The organism is Saccharopolyspora sp. NPDC050389 (assembly GCF_040655595.1).
In the GTDB taxonomy this organism is placed as follows: Bacteria; Actinomycetota; Actinomycetes; order Mycobacteriales; family Pseudonocardiaceae; genus Saccharopolyspora.
Window position 1 is genome coordinate 134,090 of sequence record NZ_JBFAKG010000001.1, and the last position, 17,806, is coordinate 151,895.

At 70.7% G+C, this 17,806-nt stretch carries 12 protein-coding genes; 5 read left to right on the top strand and 7 right to left on the bottom strand.

What is annotated here, in order from left to right:
• Window positions 1-131: 131 nt before the first annotated feature.
• The 4 genes from AB0I53_RS00655 to AB0I53_RS00670 all read right to left on the bottom strand — a co-directional run bounded on the left by AB0I53_RS00655 (window position 132) and on the right by AB0I53_RS00670 (window position 6,603).
• Entirely contained in the window at window positions 132-1,706 is a 1,575-nt protein-coding gene (locus tag AB0I53_RS00655) for a protein kinase family protein (RefSeq protein WP_358594227.1), read from the bottom strand.
• Window positions 1,707-1,803: 97 nt separating this feature from the next.
• A complete protein-coding gene (gene murJ, locus AB0I53_RS00660; protein ID WP_358594230.1) occupies window positions 1,804-3,669 on the bottom strand; it encodes a murein biosynthesis integral membrane protein MurJ in 1,866 nt (621 codons plus the stop codon).
• Between the two features lie 103 nt (window positions 3,670-3,772).
• The gene (locus tag AB0I53_RS00665) at window positions 3,773-6,049 is read right to left on the bottom strand and encodes a DUF6049 family protein (RefSeq protein ID WP_358594233.1); all 2,277 of its coding nucleotides are present in this window, start codon (window positions 6,047-6,049) and stop codon (window positions 3,773-3,775) included.
• Window positions 6,046-6,603, bottom strand: coding sequence for an NUDIX hydrolase (locus AB0I53_RS00670; protein ID WP_358594236.1), 558 nt, complete (start codon window positions 6,601-6,603; stop codon window positions 6,046-6,048). The genes AB0I53_RS00665 and AB0I53_RS00670 overlap by 4 nt, the downstream gene beginning before the upstream one ends.
• A gap of 261 nt (window positions 6,604-6,864) precedes the next feature.
• On the opposite strand from AB0I53_RS00670, the gene AB0I53_RS00675 reads away from it, so the two are divergent.
• Together AB0I53_RS00675 and AB0I53_RS00680 are read left to right on the top strand one after the other, a co-directional pair.
• On the top strand, window positions 6,865-8,313 hold the full coding sequence (locus AB0I53_RS00675; protein ID WP_358594612.1) for a CCA tRNA nucleotidyltransferase: 1,449 nt from the start codon (window positions 6,865-6,867) through the stop codon (window positions 8,311-8,313).
• 203 nt (window positions 8,314-8,516) lie between these two features.
• A complete protein-coding gene (locus AB0I53_RS00680; protein WP_358594239.1) occupies window positions 8,517-9,092 on the top strand; it encodes a YqgE/AlgH family protein in 576 nt (191 codons plus the stop codon).
• A 155-nt stretch (window positions 9,093-9,247) separates the two neighbouring features.
• On the opposite strand, the gene AB0I53_RS00685 is transcribed toward AB0I53_RS00680, so the two are convergent.
• Together AB0I53_RS00685 and AB0I53_RS00690 are read right to left on the bottom strand one after the other, a co-directional pair.
• Window positions 9,248-10,213 (bottom strand): magnesium and cobalt transport protein CorA, encoded by a 966-nt coding sequence (locus AB0I53_RS00685; RefSeq protein ID WP_358594242.1) that lies wholly within the window; start codon window positions 10,211-10,213, stop codon window positions 9,248-9,250.
• 64 nt (window positions 10,214-10,277) lie between these two features.
• Window positions 10,278-10,691, bottom strand: coding sequence for an SdpI family protein (locus AB0I53_RS00690; RefSeq protein ID WP_358594245.1), 414 nt, complete (start codon window positions 10,689-10,691; stop codon window positions 10,278-10,280).
• A 66-nt stretch (window positions 10,692-10,757) separates the two neighbouring features.
• Here AB0I53_RS00690 and AB0I53_RS00695 point away from each other — a divergent pair, with 66 nt between their 5' ends.
• Both AB0I53_RS00695 and leuS read left to right on the top strand, forming a co-directional pair.
• The gene (locus tag AB0I53_RS00695; RefSeq protein ID WP_358594248.1) at window positions 10,758-11,822 is read left to right on the top strand and encodes an esterase-like activity of phytase family protein; all 1,065 of its coding nucleotides are present in this window, start codon (window positions 10,758-10,760) and stop codon (window positions 11,820-11,822) included.
• Between the two features lie 193 nt (window positions 11,823-12,015).
• Window positions 12,016-14,904 carry a leucine--tRNA ligase gene (gene leuS / locus AB0I53_RS00700; RefSeq protein ID WP_358594250.1) on the top strand — a complete coding sequence of 963 codons (2,889 nt, stop codon included), beginning with the start codon at window positions 12,016-12,018 and terminating at the stop codon, window positions 14,902-14,904.
• Window positions 14,905-14,968: 64 nt separating this feature from the next.
• Here the strand turns inward: leuS and AB0I53_RS00705 are convergent, their stop codons facing one another.
• The gene (locus AB0I53_RS00705) at window positions 14,969-15,511 is read right to left on the bottom strand and encodes an ester cyclase (RefSeq protein ID WP_358594253.1); all 543 of its coding nucleotides are present in this window, start codon (window positions 15,509-15,511) and stop codon (window positions 14,969-14,971) included.
• Window positions 15,512-15,752: 241 nt separating this feature from the next.
• Here AB0I53_RS00705 and AB0I53_RS00710 point away from each other — a divergent pair, with 241 nt between their 5' ends.
• Window positions 15,753-17,678 (top strand): acyl-CoA dehydrogenase, encoded by a 1,926-nt coding sequence (locus tag AB0I53_RS00710; protein ID WP_358594256.1) that lies wholly within the window; start codon window positions 15,753-15,755, stop codon window positions 17,676-17,678.
• Window positions 17,679-17,806: the final 128 nt, after the last annotated feature.

The following is a 17,806-nucleotide window of genomic DNA, read 5'->3' on the forward strand; positions in this document are numbered from 1 at the left end:
GTGCTCAGGCGTCGTTGCTCCACGGGTTCGGCCCGGGCTCTTGCAGGCGCCGTTCAAGGCTGCACGCGGCGAACTCGGCAGCTCGGACACTGCTTCGTCCCCGCACGGCCGCGTGCGGGGACGAAGTGCGTTCAGCCTGCGGTGCCGTTGACCGTGATCTCGTTGATCTGGGCGCCGTACCCGCCGTCCTTGGAGATCAGCTGCTTGATCACGACCAGGATCTGCTGCACCGGAGCGCTCGCGTTCAGCTTGATCGGGGTGTCGCCGTTGCCCAGCGTCGCCGATCCCAGCAGCGTGCCGCCGTCCGCGCTCGGCGTTCCCTCGACCGTCCGGATTTCGATGACGGTGCCGGCGCTCGCCGAATTGATCAGGATCTCCTGCGGCACCGCGGCGTGGTCGAAGGTCAGCACGGCACCCGTTCCAGGGCTGATCCCGCCGGGGCCGAGCTGCTGGTTGTAGCGGGAGGTTCCCCAATCGGTGGCCGGGTTGCCGTCGATGATGTTGCGGAGCCTGCCCGGGTTGTCCGGCGAACCGTTGCCGCTGAACTGCGTCGCGTTGTTGACCGGGATCTTGATCAGATTCGCCGGGGGCTGGCCGGGTTGCTGGCCGCCGGGGTGGTTGCCGGTTTCGCCGATGATCTGGCCGTCGCCGCTGGGACGGTTGGCCTCGGTGAACATGCCGATCAGGGACGCCGCGATCCAGCCGACCACCAGCAGCGTGGCCACCGCGAGCACGCCGACGCTGATCATCAGCTTCTTGCGCTTTTCCTGGTCCGGCTTGGGATCCTCGCGCCGCCAGACCTCGTTGCTCTCGGCGGTCTGCCCGCTCTGCCCCACCGTGCTGGTGGTTTCGAAGGTCGCGTGCTGCTCCAGAACTCGGAGCACGGCGGCGCCGGTGCGGACGCCGCCGGTGGTGCCGGTGGAGTCCGGGTTGCCGAGCGCGCGCACCGCGACCGTGGACAGCTCCAGCGGCACGGTCGGGCGCAGCGTGCGCGGCGCGACCAGGTTGCCGTCGGGGCCGGTCGGGGCCGCGGGCAGGCCCTCAGGCGCGGGGCCGAGTGCCCAGCGGCCGGTGAGCAGCAGGTACAGCGCGGAGCCGAGGCCGCGCACGTCGTCGCTGGAGGTGGCCTGCGCCATCGGGCCGGGGAAGGCCATCCGGATCTCGCCGTCCGACGTGACCCGGATCCGCTGCGGGTGGTCGGCGCCGAGCACCAGCCCGGCGTGGTGCGCCGCCTCGACCGCGGCGGCCAGCGGCTGCAGCAGCCGGGCCGCGGTGCCGGGCGGCAGCGGGCCCTCGGCGACCAGGTCGAGCAGATCCGTGCCGTGCGTCCACTCGGCGATCACGATGCCGAGCACGCCGGTCGGGTCGCTGGAGGACTGCGTGACGACGTCGAGCACCCGCGCGACGCCCATGTGGTTGAAGGTGCTGGCGTGCATGGCGCGTTCCAGGGTCCGGCGCGCGTTCGACGCCGCCTCGGAGTCCGAGCGGTCGCCGACCAAGATCGTCAACGCGACATCGCGTCCGAGCACGCCGTCTTTGGCCCGCCACAGCTGCACGTTGCAGCGGTCGTCGACACCGACCTGGGAAAGGAGCCGATACCGGCCATGATCCAGTACGCGGCCAGGGGTCAGCGCCTGCTCGGTCGAACCCTCGTCGCCGGACTCGTCGCGTTCCGCCGCGATCTGCTCGGTGGGTTTGCTGGTCACCTTCCCTCTCCCGCTCCTTCTGGTCCGCAAGGGGTTGCGTGCCACCCCTATTCCCCACGGAAGGAGACTTCGCCAACGAGGGTACGTGACGCGGAAGTCAGCGACGACGCAGCAAACCGGTGAGCCGCCCGATCGCAGGCTGGAGTTCCGTCACTCGCAGCAAGGACATCAGCCCGAAGATCAACGCGAAGCCGACCAAAGTGCCGACGAGCAGCTGCAACCATCCAGTGCCCGCGCCGGCGGGTCCGGGGATCAGCGCGTCCACGCCGAGCGTGCTCCCCCAGGCGAGGAGTCCACCCAGCACCGAAGCCGTTAACGTTTTTGCCAGTGTGACAAGGAAACGTCGGCTGCCCAGCGCGCCGAGCCGGTGCCGCAGCCAGGCTTCGCCCACCAACCAACCGACCACGAACGTGACCGAGTTGACGAAGCACAGCCCGAACACCACGTCCTCGGGTGCGAGCACCGCGGGCAACGCGAATGCCATCAGCACCTTCGCGACGGTCATCACGACCATGATCAGGGTCGGGGTGCGCGCGTCGTTGAACGCGTTGAACGTGCGCATCTGCATCATGGTCAGCGCGTAGGGCAGCACGCCGAACGCGGAGACGGCCAGGCCGAGTCCGAGGGTGTTGGCCTGTTCGAGCAGGTCGGGCTTGACCGTCGCGAAAAGGGCTACCGCCAGCGGTACGCCGAGCGCGGTCATGATCGCACTGATCGGCAACAAGGTCACAGTGGACAGTCGGTTGCCCAGGGACAGGTCGTCGATCACCTTGGCGTGATCTCCATCCGCGGCGGCGGCGCTCATCCGCGGCAGGATCGCGGTCATGATCGAGAAGCCGATCACGCCGTAGGGCAGCTGCAGCAGCATCCACGCGTAGTTGTAGGTCGACAGGGCGCCCCCGGCGGCACCGGTGGCCACCCGGGTGATCGCCCAAAGCCCCACCTGGCTGATCGCCACGTAGCCGAGCATCCACAGCGCGAGTCCGCCGAACTCCGACAACCGCGAGTCCCAGCCCCACCGCCAGCGGAACCGGAACCCGGTCTTGCGCAGCGCGGGCACCTGCACCGCGGCCTGGCAGACCACGCCGAAGGTGACACCGATGCCCAGCACGAGCAGGTGCGCGTCGGTCATCGACACCGGGTCGACCGTGATTTTGCCCGGCAGCAGCACGTAGACGCCGATGGTGGCGATCACGACCAGGTTGTTCACCACCGGCGCCCAGGCCGGCGGGCTGAAGATCTGCTTCGCCTGCAGGATCGCGCCGACGAGCGCGCTGATGCCGTAGAAGAAGATCTGCGGCAGCAGCAGGTACGCGAAGGCGCTGACCAGGTCCCGGTTGGAGGCGTCGGACTCGGTGACCAGCGCCCAGGTCAGGATCGGCGTGCAGACCATCGCCACCAGCGTGCCGAGCGCCAGGACCACCGTGGCCAGCGTCATCAACGTCTGGACGAACCGCTCACCGCCGTCGGCGTCGGACTTCTTGGCCCGCACCAGCACCGGCACCACGATGCTGGTCAGCACGCCGCCGATGAGCAGCTCGAAGAGCATGTTCGGCATCGTGTTGGCCACGTTGAACGAGTCGGCCTCGACCCCGATGCCGATCGCCACGGCCAGCATCAGCTTCCACAGGAAGCCGGTGATCCGGCTGGTCAGGGTGGCGATGGCCATCGATCCGGTGGCCTTGAGCAGTGACGGCTTGCCCGGCGAGACCGGGCGGATCACCTGCGTCTGCTCGGTGGCCTGCTCCGCGGCCTGGCCGATGCCGGGCTCCGGCGGCACCGTCGGGATCGGCTGGGTCTCGGCGACGTGCCAGCCGCGCGGCATTCCCGGCGCCTGGGGCACCGCGCCGGGGCGGCGGATCGGTGCGGTCTGGCGCTCGTCGGGGCGTGGTGCGGGGCGCGGCGCGGGCCTGGGCGGCCCGGGGTTACCACCGAACCGCCCGGCATCCCTGTCTCGGTTCACTGCCTCAAATCCTTCGCCCCTCGGCATACCGAGTGCACGCACCGGTCCTGTCGTTCGATCGCGGTCCACACCTACGAGTGACGGCGCGACCCCGCTCAGGATCTCAGTTCCGGTTCCGATCACCGTCGGTGGTGGCGATCTGGGCTGTTTCGGGCGTGCTTTCCTGCGGTGCGCCGTTCGACTCCGCCGGGTCGGTGGAGTCGTCGGGCTCCACCGGCTCCGCCGCGTCGGACGAGGCGGCCGCCGCCTCGGCCCTGCGGCGCCTGGCCAGGGCCCGCTTGATGATCCGCATCGCCGACATCAGCACCAGCAACGCGGCCGCGATCCCGGTGAGGACCGGGATCAGGGCGCCGTAGTTGCTGGATTCGATCTGCAGCCGCTTGGTGGTGCCGAACTGGGTGCCGGCCTCGGTGGTGATGGTCACGTCGATGGCGAACTTGCCGGCCCGCTGCGTGTTGGTCGGCAGCCAGATCGACCGCCGCCCGTTGGCCGGGACGGTGACCGGGCCGCCGAAATCGTGCTGGACCTGGACGCCGGGCACCTGCGGGATGCGGAACACCACGCCGACCGTGATCGGCAGGTCGTTGACCACGGTCACCGGGATCGGGGCGGTGGCCGTGTCCATCCGCGCCATCTGGCCGCCGAACTCCTCGATGCGGACCTGCCCGAGCACGTCGCCGATCGCGGCGGACGCCCGGTCCACCCACTGGCGCGCGGCGTCGGGGTTGCCGCGCCAGGCGCTGGCGGCGCCGCGCAGCAGGCCGTTGCGCAGCGGCGTCGTGACCTCGCCGACCTGGACGGGGCTGGACCGCTCCTCCTGCGAGGACACGAACAGGTCGCCGACCTTGAAGTTCTGCGCGGCGAGCTGTTCGAGCACCGGCTGCGGGATTTCCGCCGAGCCGGTGTCCACCGGGTAGTCGAGGTCGGCCTCCGGGAGCGTGGCCGGGGTCGGCTCGGGCACCGGGGCCAGCCGGATCAGCCCGGCTTCGTTCAGCTGCTGCATGCCCTCGAGCAGGGCGCGCAGGTCGTCGCCGCGGAGGTTCCAGCGGCGCGGCGGTGCCAGCACCGAGGTGGCGCCCGGCACCTGGCCCTGCGTCGCGCGGAACGCCAGCGCGCCGAGCGCGTTCTGGGCGGACAGCGACCCGTTCTCCGGCGGCGACAGCGCGGTGACCTTCAGCTCCGTGTCGTGCAGCGGGTCGAGCGCGCTGGTCAGCAGCGGGTCGATGGGGACGGCGGCCATGTCCTGGCCGCGCACCCGGACCGGCGACAGCGATCCGGCGGGGAGGTTCAGCGCCCGCGGCTCCATCAGCTCGGTGCGGGGCAGCTTGCCGATAGCCGGATCGGCCAGCGCGCCCTCCATCGGCCAGAGCAGGTCGCGCGGTTCGACGCGCAGGATGTCGCGCACCAGGCTGGTGCCGTCCAGCGCGCCCTTGACCAGGTCGGGCAGCCCGGCGCGGCCCAGCGCCACGATGTCGGCGTCGGCGTAGGGCAGCGCCGTCACGCAGCGCCCGTTGGTGGCCTCGCGCAGCTTGCTCAGCCACAGGTCGGCGGCGCCGGAGCCGATGCCCTCGACCAGCGAGCCGTCGGGCTGGCGCACCAGGTAGCCGTGCTGCATGGCGCGGGCGGTGATCAGCAGGTCCGGGTCGACGGCGAAGCACAGGGCGTTGCCCACCGGCGAGCCGGGACCCGCGCGGTCGGTCACCGCCTGAACCAGGTCGTAGAGCCGGCCGCCGGGCGCGAGCGAGGTGGAGAGCTGGTCGTCCACCAGCACCGCGCGCATGCCGCCGATGGCCTCCCGCTCCAACCGTGGGAAGTCCACGATCGGCACCATCATGCTGGTCTCGGTCGGCCGCGCCGGCCGCACCGGCTCGCCGCCCGGGGGGGCGAGCACCGGCAGCAGGAACTGGGCCTGGGCGATGCGCGCGCGGCCGCCGCCCCCGGGCGCGCCGTTGACGTTGACCAGCAGCGGGTACACGCCGGGCTGGCTGAGCTGCAGGGAGTTGGGGCCGGTCAGCGGGATGCGGAGCTCGACCGGGATCTGCTGGCCGGGCGCGAGCCGGTCGGCGATCGGGGTGAACGACGGCTCGGTGACGGTGGCCGGGTCGTTGCGCAACGCGCGCTGGACCGCGGGTTCGGTGGTGGTCGCGTTGCCGCGCTGGACGCGGGCCTCGACGTTGTTGATCTGGTGATCGCTGGTGTTGGTCAGCCGACCGGTGATGACGACCTCGCCGGGCGAACCGGCGCCGACCACGGAAGGCGTGATCTTGGTCACGTCGAGCAGGGTCGGGGACTCGCCCTGCGCGGCCGCCGGTGGCGCCGGGACCAGCGGAACTATCGCGCACAGCAACACCGCGACCAGCGCGGCAAGCAGAAACCTCACCCCGGCTCCGTTCCGCTACCTCGTGCCGGCCGGGCCCCGAGCCGCTCACCCGCGTCGTTCGCTTCGCCGTCGCGCATGCTCAGCGCGCGGCGCACCAGCCGACGCTCGTCGGCGTAGGCCAGTACCTCGTCCAGTTCACCAAGCGGCACCCACGCCACCTCGGTGACCTCCACGTCCTCGTCGGAAAGCTCTCCGCCCACCGCATCCAGCAGGAAGTGGTGCACGGTCTTGTGTATGCGCCGGTTGCCCGCGACGAACCAGTAGTCGATCGTGCCGATCGGGGCCACCACCCGGCCGATGATGCCGGTCTCCTCGGCGACCTCGCGCACCGCGGTCTGCTCCGCGGTCTCGCCCGCCTCGATGTGGCCCTTCGGCAGCGACCAGAGCAGTCGTCCCTTGCGGTCCAGCCTCCCGATGATCGCAGCGAGGCCTTCGGCGCCGTTCACCACCAGCCCACCGGCCGAGGTCTCGTCGACGGTCCGCAGCCTGCGCCGCCGGCGCCGGTTCCGACGCCCCGGCTGGGTACCGCCGGAGCGGCCGGGCGACGGGGGCATGCCGCCGATGGTAGTGCGATCAGCGCCTCCGAGTGGAGCTGGTCGTTCGGCGAACCGCCGGGGCGGGCCGCCCGCGACGACCTCCCGCGATCCCGCTCGCGCGGCCGGATCAACCGGCTGCGCCGCTTGCCCGGCGCCGGAGTGGCCCAGTGCGCATGCGCGCATGCCGCAGGTAGCCGGTGGGGGCCTCCTGAGCAGCCGATACCCTGGTACATCGTGTCCCCTTCCTCGCCGCACCACGACTCCGCCACGCCCGCCGAGCTGCAGGCTCGGGAGCGCCAAGCGCAGCGCAACGCCGTCGTGGAGTTGGTGAAGGTCGCACCGGTCGCCGAGGAGCTCGCGCAGCGCTTCGCCGCGGCGGGCCACCGGCTGTACCTGGTCGGCGGCAGCGTGCGGGACGCGCTGCTGGGCCGGTTGGGCACCGATCTGGACTTCACCACCGAGGCCCGCCCGGAGCAGGTCCGCGAGCTGCTGACCGGCTGGGCGGAGACGATCTGGGACACCGGGATCCAGTTCGGCACGCTCGGCGCGTTCCGGCGCGGCACGACGGTGGAGATCACGACGTTCCGCGCGGACATCTACGACCGGGTGGGCCGCAATCCCGACGTGGCCTTCGGCGACACCATCGAGGGCGACCTGGTGCGCCGCGACTTCACCGTGAACGCGATGGCCATCGCGTTGCCGGGCCGCACGTTCGTCGACCTGCACGGCGGGATGGCCGACCTGGCGGAGCGGCGGCTGGACACCCCGGCCGCGCCGGAGGACTCCTTCGCCGACGATCCGCTGCGGATGCTGCGAGCCGCCCGCTTCGTCTCCCAGCTCGGCTTCACCGCGGCCGACCGGGTGGTGACGGCGATGACCGACATGGCCACCCAGATCACCCGGATCACCCCGGAGCGGGTGCAGGTCGAGCTGGCCAAGCTGCTGTGCGGCGAGTACCCGCGGCGCGGCATCGAGCTGCTGGTGGAGACCGGGCTGGCCGACCACGTGCTGCCCGAGGTGCCGGCCATGAAGCTGGAGATCGACGAGCACCACCAGCACAAGGACGTCTACCGGCACTCGCTGACCGTGCTGGACCAGGCGATCGACCTGGAGCGGGCCGCCGATCCGGAGGGCGAGCCGGACCTGGTGCTGCGGCTGGCGGCGCTGCTGCACGACATCGGCAAGCCGGCCACCCGCCGGTTCGAGTCGGGCGGCGGCGTGAGCTTCCACCACCACGAGGTCGTCGGCGCGAAGATGGTCCGCAAGCGGCTGCGCGCGCTGCGGTACCCGAAGGACGTCATCAAGGACGTCGCCGATCTGGTGTTCCTGCACCTGCGCTTCCACGGCTACAGCGATGGCCAGTGGACCGACTCGGCGGTGCGCCGCTACGTCAACGACGCTGGCCCGCTGCTGCCCCGGCTGCACAAGCTGGTGCGCGCGGACTGCACGACCCGGAACAAGCGCAAGGCGTCGGCGCTGCAGCGGGCCTACGACGATCTGGAGGAGCGGATCGCGCGGATCGCCGAGGCGGAGGACCTGGCGAAGGTCCGGCCGGACCTGGACGGCAACGAGATCATCCGGCTGCTCGGCATCGAGCCCGGGCCGGTCGTGGGCCAGGCCTGGAAACACCTGAAAGAGCTACGCCTGGACCGCGGCCCGATGTCCCACGACGAGGCCGTCGAGGAGCTGTACAACTGGGCCCGCGAACAGGGCATCGAGGTTCCCTGAGGCATCGATGTGAGGCCTCGCTCGCCTGACTGGTGGGGAATTTACGCAGGTCAGCGAGTTATATTAATAGTGAAGCGTACGTCTCCGTGTGATCGATGATTGCTCAGCAGCTGTTGCTGCCGACATCGGAGCTGCTGGGCGGGGTCGGCGGACCTCGTTTCGGTCAGGGTGGTTCGTGCGCGGGCAACCAGTGAGATCATGCGATGGTGGGATCAGACGCGGACGTGGAACCGGGGACGCTGCTCGTCGCTGCCCCACAGCTGCTGGACCGGAACTTCCGGCGGACGGTGGTCTACGTGATCCACCACCGCGCCGAGGGCACCCTGGGCGTCGTGCTGAACCGGCCGAGCGAGGTGGCGGTGCACGACGTGCTGCCGAAGTGGGGCGAGCACGCGAGCGAACCGCAGTCGCTGTTCGTCGGCGGGCCGGTCGAGCAGCGCACGGCGATCTGCCTGGCGACGCTCCGCGCGGGCCAGGACGTCGGCGCGATCGCGGGCATGGTCGGCGTCCGCGGCCCGGTCGGCCTGGTCGATCTCGACGGCGATCCCGCCGAACTGGTCCCCCGCGCCCGCGGCCTCCGCTTCTTCGCCGGCTACGCCGGCTGGGAGCCCGGCCAGCTCGCCGGGGAGATCGAGCGCGGCGACTGGATCGTCGTGCCGGCCCTGCCGGACGACGTCATCGCCGATCCGGGCACCGAGCTCTGGGGCCGGGTGCTCCGCCGCCAGGGCCCGCCGCTGGCCTTCCTCGCGACCCACCCCGGCGACGTCAAACTCAACTAGTTCTGCTTGGCCAGTACCCGTGAGTACTTTGTGTCGCCATAGCAGCACGAAGTGCGCACGGCCCACGAACGTGGTCGGAGCTGTGGAGTACTGGGTGAGTTATCCCCAGATCTGAGAGTTATCCACAGAGTTGTGGACAGCTTCCTGTGGACAAGTCAGAGCCAGCGGTTTCGGCGGAGCAACGCGTAGATGACGCAGCAGAGGCAGACCATCAACAGCAGCGCCAGCGGGTAGCCGAAGGCCCAGTGCAGCTCCGGCATGTTCTCGAAGTTCATCCCGTAGATCGCGCCGACGACGGTCGGGATCAGCGCGATCGCCGCCCACGCGGAGATCTTGCGCATGTCCTCGTTCTGCCACAGCCCGGCCCGGGCGAACTGGGCGGCGAGCACCGAGTTGAGCAGCTCGTCGTAGGACCCGACCTGGCGGCCGGCCCGCAACACGTGGTCGGCCACGTCGCGGAAGTGCTGGCCGAGCAGCCCGGGCACGCCGTTGTCCTGCCGGATCAGTCGGTGCGCCACCGGCAGCAGCGGCTCGACGGCGTCGCGGAACTCCAGCACCTCGCGCTTCAGCGAGTACAGGTCCTCGGTCGGGTCGTCCCGGTTCGGGGCGAACACCCGCTGCTCCAGCGCGATGAGGTCCTCGCCGAGTTCCGCCGCGATGGCCAGGTAAGAATCGACGACCGCGTCCGTGAGCAGGTACACCATCGCCCGCGTGCCGAGCGCGACGAGATCCGGCCGGTCGGCGGCCCGTCGATGGGCCTCGGTGGTCGGATCCTGGCCGCCGTGCCGCACCGTGATCAGCACCCGCTCGGTCAGGAACATCATCAGCTCCGAGGTGCTGACCGTCGAGGTCTCCTCCGCGTAGCCGAGGACCTTGAGGACGACGAACTCGCAGCCCGGGTACCGCTCGAACTTGGCGCGCTGGTGCGCGCGCACCGCGTCCTCGACGGCCAGCGCGGGCAGCTCCAGCAGCCGCGCCACCTCGTGCAGGAGGTCGAACCGCTCCGGTGGCACCTCAAGCCAGACGAAGGCGTCGTCCGGCACGTCGCGCAGCGCGTCGAGAGCTTCGCCGCCCGGGATGTCCTCGGGGCGGCCGTCGCGGAAGCGGGTGCACCTCAGCATGCCGGTCACGTTGCCACGGCCGTGCCGCGCCTCGGCGCAGCACCGGCCCGTGTTCGCCGGCGATTCAGCTCTGCTTGGGCACGCCGCAGCAGCCGCCCGCGCAACCACCGCAGCCGGCGGCGGCCGCCGGTGCGGGCATCGCCTCGGCGGCGCGGTTGCCGACCACTCCGCCGACGGTCATCAGCGCGAAGGCGCCGACCAGCCCGAACACCGCGACCATCACGACGCTGGAGGTGGCGGCCAGCATCGGCATCGAGGCGCCGGCGAGCACCGCGATCGCGCCGCCGGCCAGCATCGCGGGCCCGGCGGCCCGGTTGGCGAGCTCGAACGCGTCCTCGCTGCGCATGGCGGCGGGAGTGCGGACACCGATGTAGCGGTTGCGGACCAGTTGGCCCCGCAGTCCGCGGAAACCGAGGAGCAGCAGCGCCGCCCCACCCAGGACCAGGAGCGCGCAGAGGATCACCTGAACAGCGAACACTCGGACAGCGTAAGCCGCCATCTGATCGCTACCTGCCGGACACCCTGGTCAGGTGTGCTGACACACATGGCGAAGAAGATTGTCCCGGCCGGTCTGCTGGCCGTCGCACTGCTGGTCGCCGCGGCGGCACCGGCGGCGGCGAAGACCGACGAGGTCGCCCTGGTAGGCGAGCTGACCCTGCCGCACGCGATGGAGTTCGACGGCACCACGGTCGGCGGGCTGTCCGGCATCGACTACAACCCGCGGACCGGCGAATGGGTGCTGATCAGCGATGATCGCTCCGATCGGCAGCCCGCGCGGTTCTACACCGGCCGCTTCGACGGCGCCGACTTCCGGCTGACCGGCACCAAGCCGCTGCTGCGGCCGGACGGCACGACCTACCCGAAGGGCACCGTGGACCCGGAGGACGTCCGGTGGGACCCGTGGTCCGACACGATCTGGTGGACCAGCGAGGGTGAGCGCGCCGCGCAGCTGATCGATCCGTCGATCTCCAGCGTCGGCGCGGGCGGCCACTTCTCCCACGAGCTGCCGCTGCCGGAGAACCTGCGGATGGAGCCGGCCACCGGGCCGAAGCAGAACGAGGTGCTGGAGGGCCTGACCTTCGCCGCCGGCGGCAGCCGGGTGGTCACCGCGATGGAGGGGCCGTTGCTGCAGGACGGCGAGTCGCCGACCGCCGAGCACGGCGCGCTGTCCCGGATCACCGTGCAGTCCAGGTCCGGCTGGGTGCAGGGCCAGTACGCCTACCCGCTGGACCCGGTGTTCGCCGAGTCCCCGACCGGCGGCTTCGCCAACAACGGGGTCAGCGCGCTGCTGGCCGACCGCGACGGGTACCTGGTGGTGGAGCGCTCGTTCGTGACCGGCGTCGGCAACTCGATCCGGATCTACCGGATCACCACCCGCGGCGCGACGGACGTGCAGCACCTCTCGTCGCTGCAGGACGCGAAGGTGCGCCCGGTCCACAAGGAGCTGGTCGTGGACCTCGCCGACCTGGGCCTGAGCACGATCGACAACGTCGAGGGCATGACCTGGGGCCCGCGGCTGCCGGACGGCCGCCGCAGCCTGGTCCTGGTCAGCGACGACAACTTCGCCCCGAACCAGACCACGCAGGTCATCACGCTGGCCGTGAGGTGACGTGCGTTACCCTGGACTCGTGAGCGCACGTCTGCTTCTTGCGAGGCCGCGTTGAACGTCCGGTAGCGACGCTTCGACGCGGCGACCCCTCATGCCCACCAGGGCCTGGGGGGTTTTCCATTTTCAGGAGACGGCACACTAAGGGCGCATGACCCGCGCGTTCGGGCGAGAAGGCAGGGAAGGACGCAACACGATGAGTGGCCAGGCAGAGGGCTCGACGACCGGCGTTACCGAAGAGGTCCCGCAGTTCCGCTACACGGCGGACACGGCGACCGAGATCGAGCAGCGTTGGCAGCGCCTCTGGGAGGAACGCGGCACGTTCCACGCGCCGAACCCGGTCGGGTCACTCAAGGGCGACGTCCCCGAGGACAAGCTGTTCGTCCAGGACATGTTCCCGTACCCCTCCGGCGCCGGGCTGCACGTCGGCCACCCGCTGGGCTTCATCGGCACCGACGTCTACGCCCGCTACCACCGGATGCTGGGCCGCAACGTGCTGCACACGATGGGCTTCGACGCGTTCGGCCTGCCCGCCGAGCAGTACGCGGTGCAGACCGGCACGCACCCGCGGACCACGACCGAGCAGAACATCGAGCGCTACCTGGGGCAGATCCGCCGCCTGGGCCTGGGCCACGACGAGCGCCGCCGGGTCGCCACCACCGACATCGAGTTCTACCGCTGGACGCAGTGGATCTTCCTGCAGATCTTCAACGCCTGGTACGACGCCGAGGCGAACGGCGGCAAGGGCAAGGCGCGGCCGATCAGCGAGCTGGAGGCGCAGTTCGCCAGCGGCGAGCGCGCCACTCCGGACGGCCGCGCGTGGGCGGAGCTGAGCCGCGCCGAGCAGCGCGAGACCATCGACTCCCACCGCCTGGCCTACGTGTCCGAAGCGCCGGTCAACTGGGCGCCGGGCCTGGGCACCGTGGTGGCCAACGAGGAGGTCACCGCCGACGGCCTGACCGAGCGCGGCAACTTCCCGGTGTTCCGCCGCAACCTGAAGCAGTGGATGATGCGGATTACCGCCTACGCCGACCGGCTGGTCGACGACCTGGACCGGCTGGACTGGTCGGAGCAGGTCAAGGCCATGCAGCGGAACTGGATCGGCCGCTCGCAGGGCGCGAACGTCGTGTTCCCGCTGGACGGTTCCGCGCACCGCATCGAGGTCTTCACCACCCGCCCGGACACGCTGTTCGGCGTGACCTACATGGTGCTGGCCCCGGAGCACCCGCTGGTCGACGAGCTGACTGCGGCGGCGTGGCCCGCGGAGGTCGATGACCGCTGGACCGGCGGCGCGGCGACCCCGGCGGAGGCGGTCGCGCAGTACCGGCGGGCGGCGTCGATGAAGTCCGACCTGGACCGCCAGGAGAACAAGGAGAAGACCGGCGTCTTCACCGGTGCCTGGGCGACCAACCCGGTCAACGGCGCGCAGATCCCGGTGTTCATCGCCGACTACGTGCTGATGGGCTACGGCACCGGCGCGATCATGGCGGTGCCCGGCGAGGACACCCGCGACCACGAGTTCGCGGAGGTCTTCGGCCTGCCGATCGTCCGCACCGTGCAGCCGTCGGAGGACTTCGAGGGCGGCGCCTACACCGGCGTGGGGCCGCGGATCAACTCCGCGAACCCGGCCGTCGGCCTGGACCTGAACGGGCTGGGCCTGGACGACGCGAAGAAGAACGTCATCGCCTGGCTGGAGGAGCACGGCCACGGCCGCGGCACCGTGCAGTACAAGCTGCGCGACTGGCTGTTCGCCCGGCAGCGCTACTGGGGCGAGCCGTTCCCGATCGTCTACGGCGAGGACGGCCTGCCGCTGGGGCTGCCCGAGGACCAGCTGCCGGTCGTCCTGCCCGAGGTCGAGGACTACTCGCCGCGCACCTTCGAGCCGGAGGACGCCGACAGCAGGCCGGAGCCGCCGCTGGCCAAGGCCACCGCGTGGGCGAACGTCGAGCTGGACCTGGGCGACGGGCTGAAGCACTACGAGCGGGACACCAACGTGATGCCGCAGTGGGCTGGTTCCTGCTGGTACCAGCTGCGCTACATCGACCCGGACAACACCGAGCGGTTCGTCGACCCGGCCAACGAGCAGTACTGGATGGGCAAGCGGCCGGAGCTGCACGGCCCGAGCGACCCGGGCGGCGTGGACCTGTACATCGGTGGCATGGAGCACGCGGTGCTGCACCTGCTGTACTCGCGGTTCTGGCAGAAGGTGCTGTTCGACCTGGGCCACCTGTCGGCGGAGGAGCCGTACCGGCGGCTGTTCAACCAGGGCTACATCCAGGCCTACGCCTACACCGACTCGCGCGGCGTCTACGTCCCGGCCGACGAGGTGGAGGAGCGCGACGGCAAGTACTTCCACCAGGGCCAGGAGGTCCGGCGGGAGTACGGGAAGATGGGCAAGAGCCTGAAGAACTCCGTCTCCCCGGACGAGATGGCCGACTCCTACGGCGCCGACACCCTGCGGCTGTACGAGATGGCGATGGGCCCGCTGGAGGCTTCGCGCCCGTGGGCGACCAAGGACGTCGTGGGTTCGCACCGGTTCCTGCAGCGGTTGTGGCGCAACGTCGTCGACGAGAACACCGGTGAGCTGCGGTTGACCGACGAGCAGCCGGACGCCGAGACTCTGCGCGCGCTGCACAAGACCATCGCCGGGGTCCGGGAGGACTACTCGGCGCTGCGGTTCAACACCGCGGTGGCGAAGCTGATCGAGTTCAACAACCGGATCACCAAGGCGTACTCGTCGGCGGCGGGCACGCCGCGGTCGATGGTGGAGCCGCTGGTGCTGATGGTCGCGCCGCTGACGCCGCACCTGGCCGAGGAGCTGTGGGCCCGGCTGGGCCACGGCGACAGCCTGGCGCACGGCCCGTTCCCGGTGGCCGACGAGCAGTACCTGGTCGAGGACACCGTGGAGTACCCGATCCAGGTCAACGGCAAGGTGCGGTCTCGGGTCGTGGTGCCCGCCTCGGCGGATCAGGACGCGGTCAAGGCGACCGCGCTGGCGGACGAGAAGATCGTCGCTGCGCTGGACGGCAAGGACCCGCGGAAGGTCATCGTCGTCCCGGGCCGCCTGGTCAACGTCGTCGCCTGACGCTGCTCGGTCGAAGGGCGCCTTCTCGCCGGTTCACCCGGGAAAGGCGCCCTTCGGCGGGATCTCACCTGCTCTTCGCCTTCGCGGGCTGCAGGACGTTCAGCGGCCCGTCGTTGAGCAGGGTCTTGACCTGCTCCGCGCCGGTGACCGGCAGGCCGTCGCGGGCGAGGAGCCCGACCTGGACCAGCAGCGATGCCTGGTCCCAGTAGATGTGCTCGTAGGCGACCTTGCCGTTCTCGCAACCGATCACCGCCACCGCGGCGATCTCCACCCGGCGGCCGGTCGGCGCGACGCCGGGCAGCAGCGCGTCGATGACCCGGTCGTGGGTGAAGGTGATGACCATCTCGTCGACCACGCGCTCGGCGTCGGCGGTTCGCGACAGCCGGGTGATGTCGATGTCGTCGGGCCACTGGCCGATGAAGTGGTCGCGGTAGAACCGGGAAACGGCTGCCCGGCCGGCGCCGCCCGCCGTGGTCGGCACGTGGTTGACCACGGGCTTCTTGGTCATCGTCGTCATCGTCGCGGAGACGTCCTTCATGACGAACTCGTCGGCCAAGTGCTCGTCGAAGATCGCGCCGAGGTCGGCTTTGCCGGGGTTCGAGCTCATGCAACTGCACCTCCTGAACCTCGTGAGAACAGCGGGTGTCGAACTGCAACGGGGTGTATCCGGTGGTCGCCGGTGCAGGCGCCCCTGTGATCCTCTGCCGCGTTCGGCCGCCGCGCACTCCCCCAACGGGACGCTCACCTAGGCCGGTGGCACCCGAGGGGGCGGAGGGCTAGGTCACATGGCAGTGTTACTGGTCAGTAACTACGCTCGGAGTAGCCGGTACCTACGAGTGGAGGCTGCGATGTGTTGCTCCGGATTCGACGCAGGCGAGCTCGCGACGCTGCTGGACGGCCGTTGGGCCGATGTCCGCAGGCAGGTCCGCGAGACCCTCGACGGCGTCCCGCTGCCGCCGGCCGACGGCCTCGACACCGAGAGCCACCGCGCGCAGACCCTCGAACAGCTGCGCCTGCTGGCCAAGTCCGGCATCACCGACCTCGGCTTCCCGGTCGCCTACGGCGGCCGCGGCGACACCGGCGGTTCCGTGGTGTCGCTGGAAATGCTGCCCGGCAACCTGTCGCTGATGGTCAAGGCCGGTGTCCAATGGGGACTGTTCGGCGGGGCGGTCGTCGCGCTGGGCACCGAGCGCCACCACGAGCGCTACCTGCGCGACATCATGAGCCTGGACCTGCCGGGCTGCTTCGCGATGACCGAGACGGGCCACGGCTCCGACGTGCAGAACCTGCACACCACCGCCACCTACGACCCGGCGGCGCAGGAGTTCGTGGTGCACACGCCGCACGAGTCGGCGCGCAAGGAGTACATCGGCAACGCCGCGCGGGACGGCCGGCTGGCGGTGGTCTTCGCGCAGCTGATCACCGGCGGCGAGAGCCACGGCGTGCACGCGCTGCTGGTGCCGATCCGGGACGAGGCCGGACAGGCCTTGCCGGGCGTGCGGATCGAGGACTGCGGTCGCAAGGCCGGCCTCAACGGCGTCGACAACGGCCGGCTCTGCTTCGACCAGGTGCGGGTGCCGCGCGAGGCGCTGCTCAACCGCTACGGCGACGTCGAGCCGGACGGCACCTACCGCAGCCCGATCGCCAGCAAGAGCAAGCGGTTCTTCACCATGCTCGGCACCCTGATCCGCGGCCGGATCTCGGTCGCAGGCACCGCGGGCGGCGCGACCAAGCTGGCGCTGGAGATCGCCCTGCGCTACGGCGACGCCCGCCGCCAGTTCGAGCGGCCCGGCACCGGCGAGGAGACCGTGGTGCTGGACTACCTGGCGCACCAGCGGAAGCTCCTGCCCGCGCTGGCGAAGACGTTCGCCCTGCACTTCGCGCAGGAAGAACTGGTGACCACGCTGCACGATGCGCCCAGCGGCGAGCGCGAGCAGCGCGAGCTGGAATCCCGCGCAGCGGGGCTGAAGGCGCTGTCGACCTGGCACGCGACGCAGACCATCCAGACCTGCCGCGAGGCCTGCGGCGGCGCGGGCTACCTGGCGGAGAACCAGCTGGCGCAGCTCAAGGCCGACACCGACGTGTTCACCACGTTCGAGGGCGACAACACGGTGCTGCTGCAGCTGGTCGCCAAGGGCCTGCTGACGAACTACAAGGACCAGTTCGACGACCTGGGCACGCTGGGCATGGCCAAGTTCGTCGCCGACCAGTTCGTGGGCGCGGTGATCGAGCGGACCGCGACGCGTTCCCTGGTGCAGCGGATCATCGACGGCTCGGGCAAGGACGACATCCTCGACCGCGGCTGGCAGCTGAAGATGTTCGACGACCGCGAGCGCCACGTGCTCGACGGCCTGGGCCGCCGCCTGCGGAAAGCCAACCGCGACAACGCCTTCGAGGTCTTCAACAACGCGCAGGACCACGTGCTGCGCGCGGCTCGGGCGCACGTGGACCGCGTCGTGCTGGAGGCGTTCGTCGCGGCGATCGAACGTTGCCACGACCGGCGCACCGCTGCGCTGCTGAACAAGCTCTGCGACCTGTACGTGCTTTCCAACATCGAGGCGGACCGCGGCTGGTTCCTGGAGCACGAGCGGATCTCGCCGCGCCGGTCGAAGGCGATCACGGAGGCGATCAACGTGCTGTGCGGCCAGCTCCGCCCGCACGCGGTGGACCTGGTGGCGGTCTTCGGCATCCCGCGCCAGTGGCTCACGGCCCCGATCGCCACGGGCGCGGAAGCCAGCCGCCAAGAGACCCAGCGCGCCCACGACGCCCAGTGACCACTCGGTGACGGGCGCTGCCTGGCGCTCGCGGGCTCCCGATTCCAGGCAAGATCGGGAGCCCTTCGCCCACGGCCCGAATCGGGTTCCTCGCGCATCGGCCGTCTAGCGTCCGATGTGGACGTAAA

What these genes read in the sequence shown, in the direction of transcription:
- AB0I53_RS00670 (WP_358594236.1), bottom strand. Translation starts at nt 6,603, where the DNA reads ATGCCCCCGTCGCCCGGCCGCTCCGGCGGTACCCAGCCGGGGCGTCGG.
- AB0I53_RS00680 (WP_358594239.1), top strand. Translation starts at nt 8,517, where the DNA reads ATGGTGGGATCAGACGCGGACGTGGAACCGGGGACGCTGCTCGTCGCT.
- AB0I53_RS00685 (WP_358594242.1), bottom strand. Translation starts at nt 10,213, where the DNA reads ATGCTGAGGTGCACCCGCTTCCGCGACGGCCGCCCCGAGGACATCCCG.
- AB0I53_RS00695 (WP_358594248.1), top strand. Translation starts at nt 10,758, where the DNA reads ATGGCGAAGAAGATTGTCCCGGCCGGTCTGCTGGCCGTCGCACTGCTG.
- leuS (WP_358594250.1), top strand. Translation starts at nt 12,016, where the DNA reads ATGAGTGGCCAGGCAGAGGGCTCGACGACCGGCGTTACCGAAGAGGTC.
- AB0I53_RS00705 (WP_358594253.1), bottom strand. Translation starts at nt 15,511, where the DNA reads ATGAGCTCGAACCCCGGCAAAGCCGACCTCGGCGCGATCTTCGACGAG.
- AB0I53_RS00710 (WP_358594256.1), top strand. Translation starts at nt 15,753, where the DNA reads ATGTGTTGCTCCGGATTCGACGCAGGCGAGCTCGCGACGCTGCTGGAC.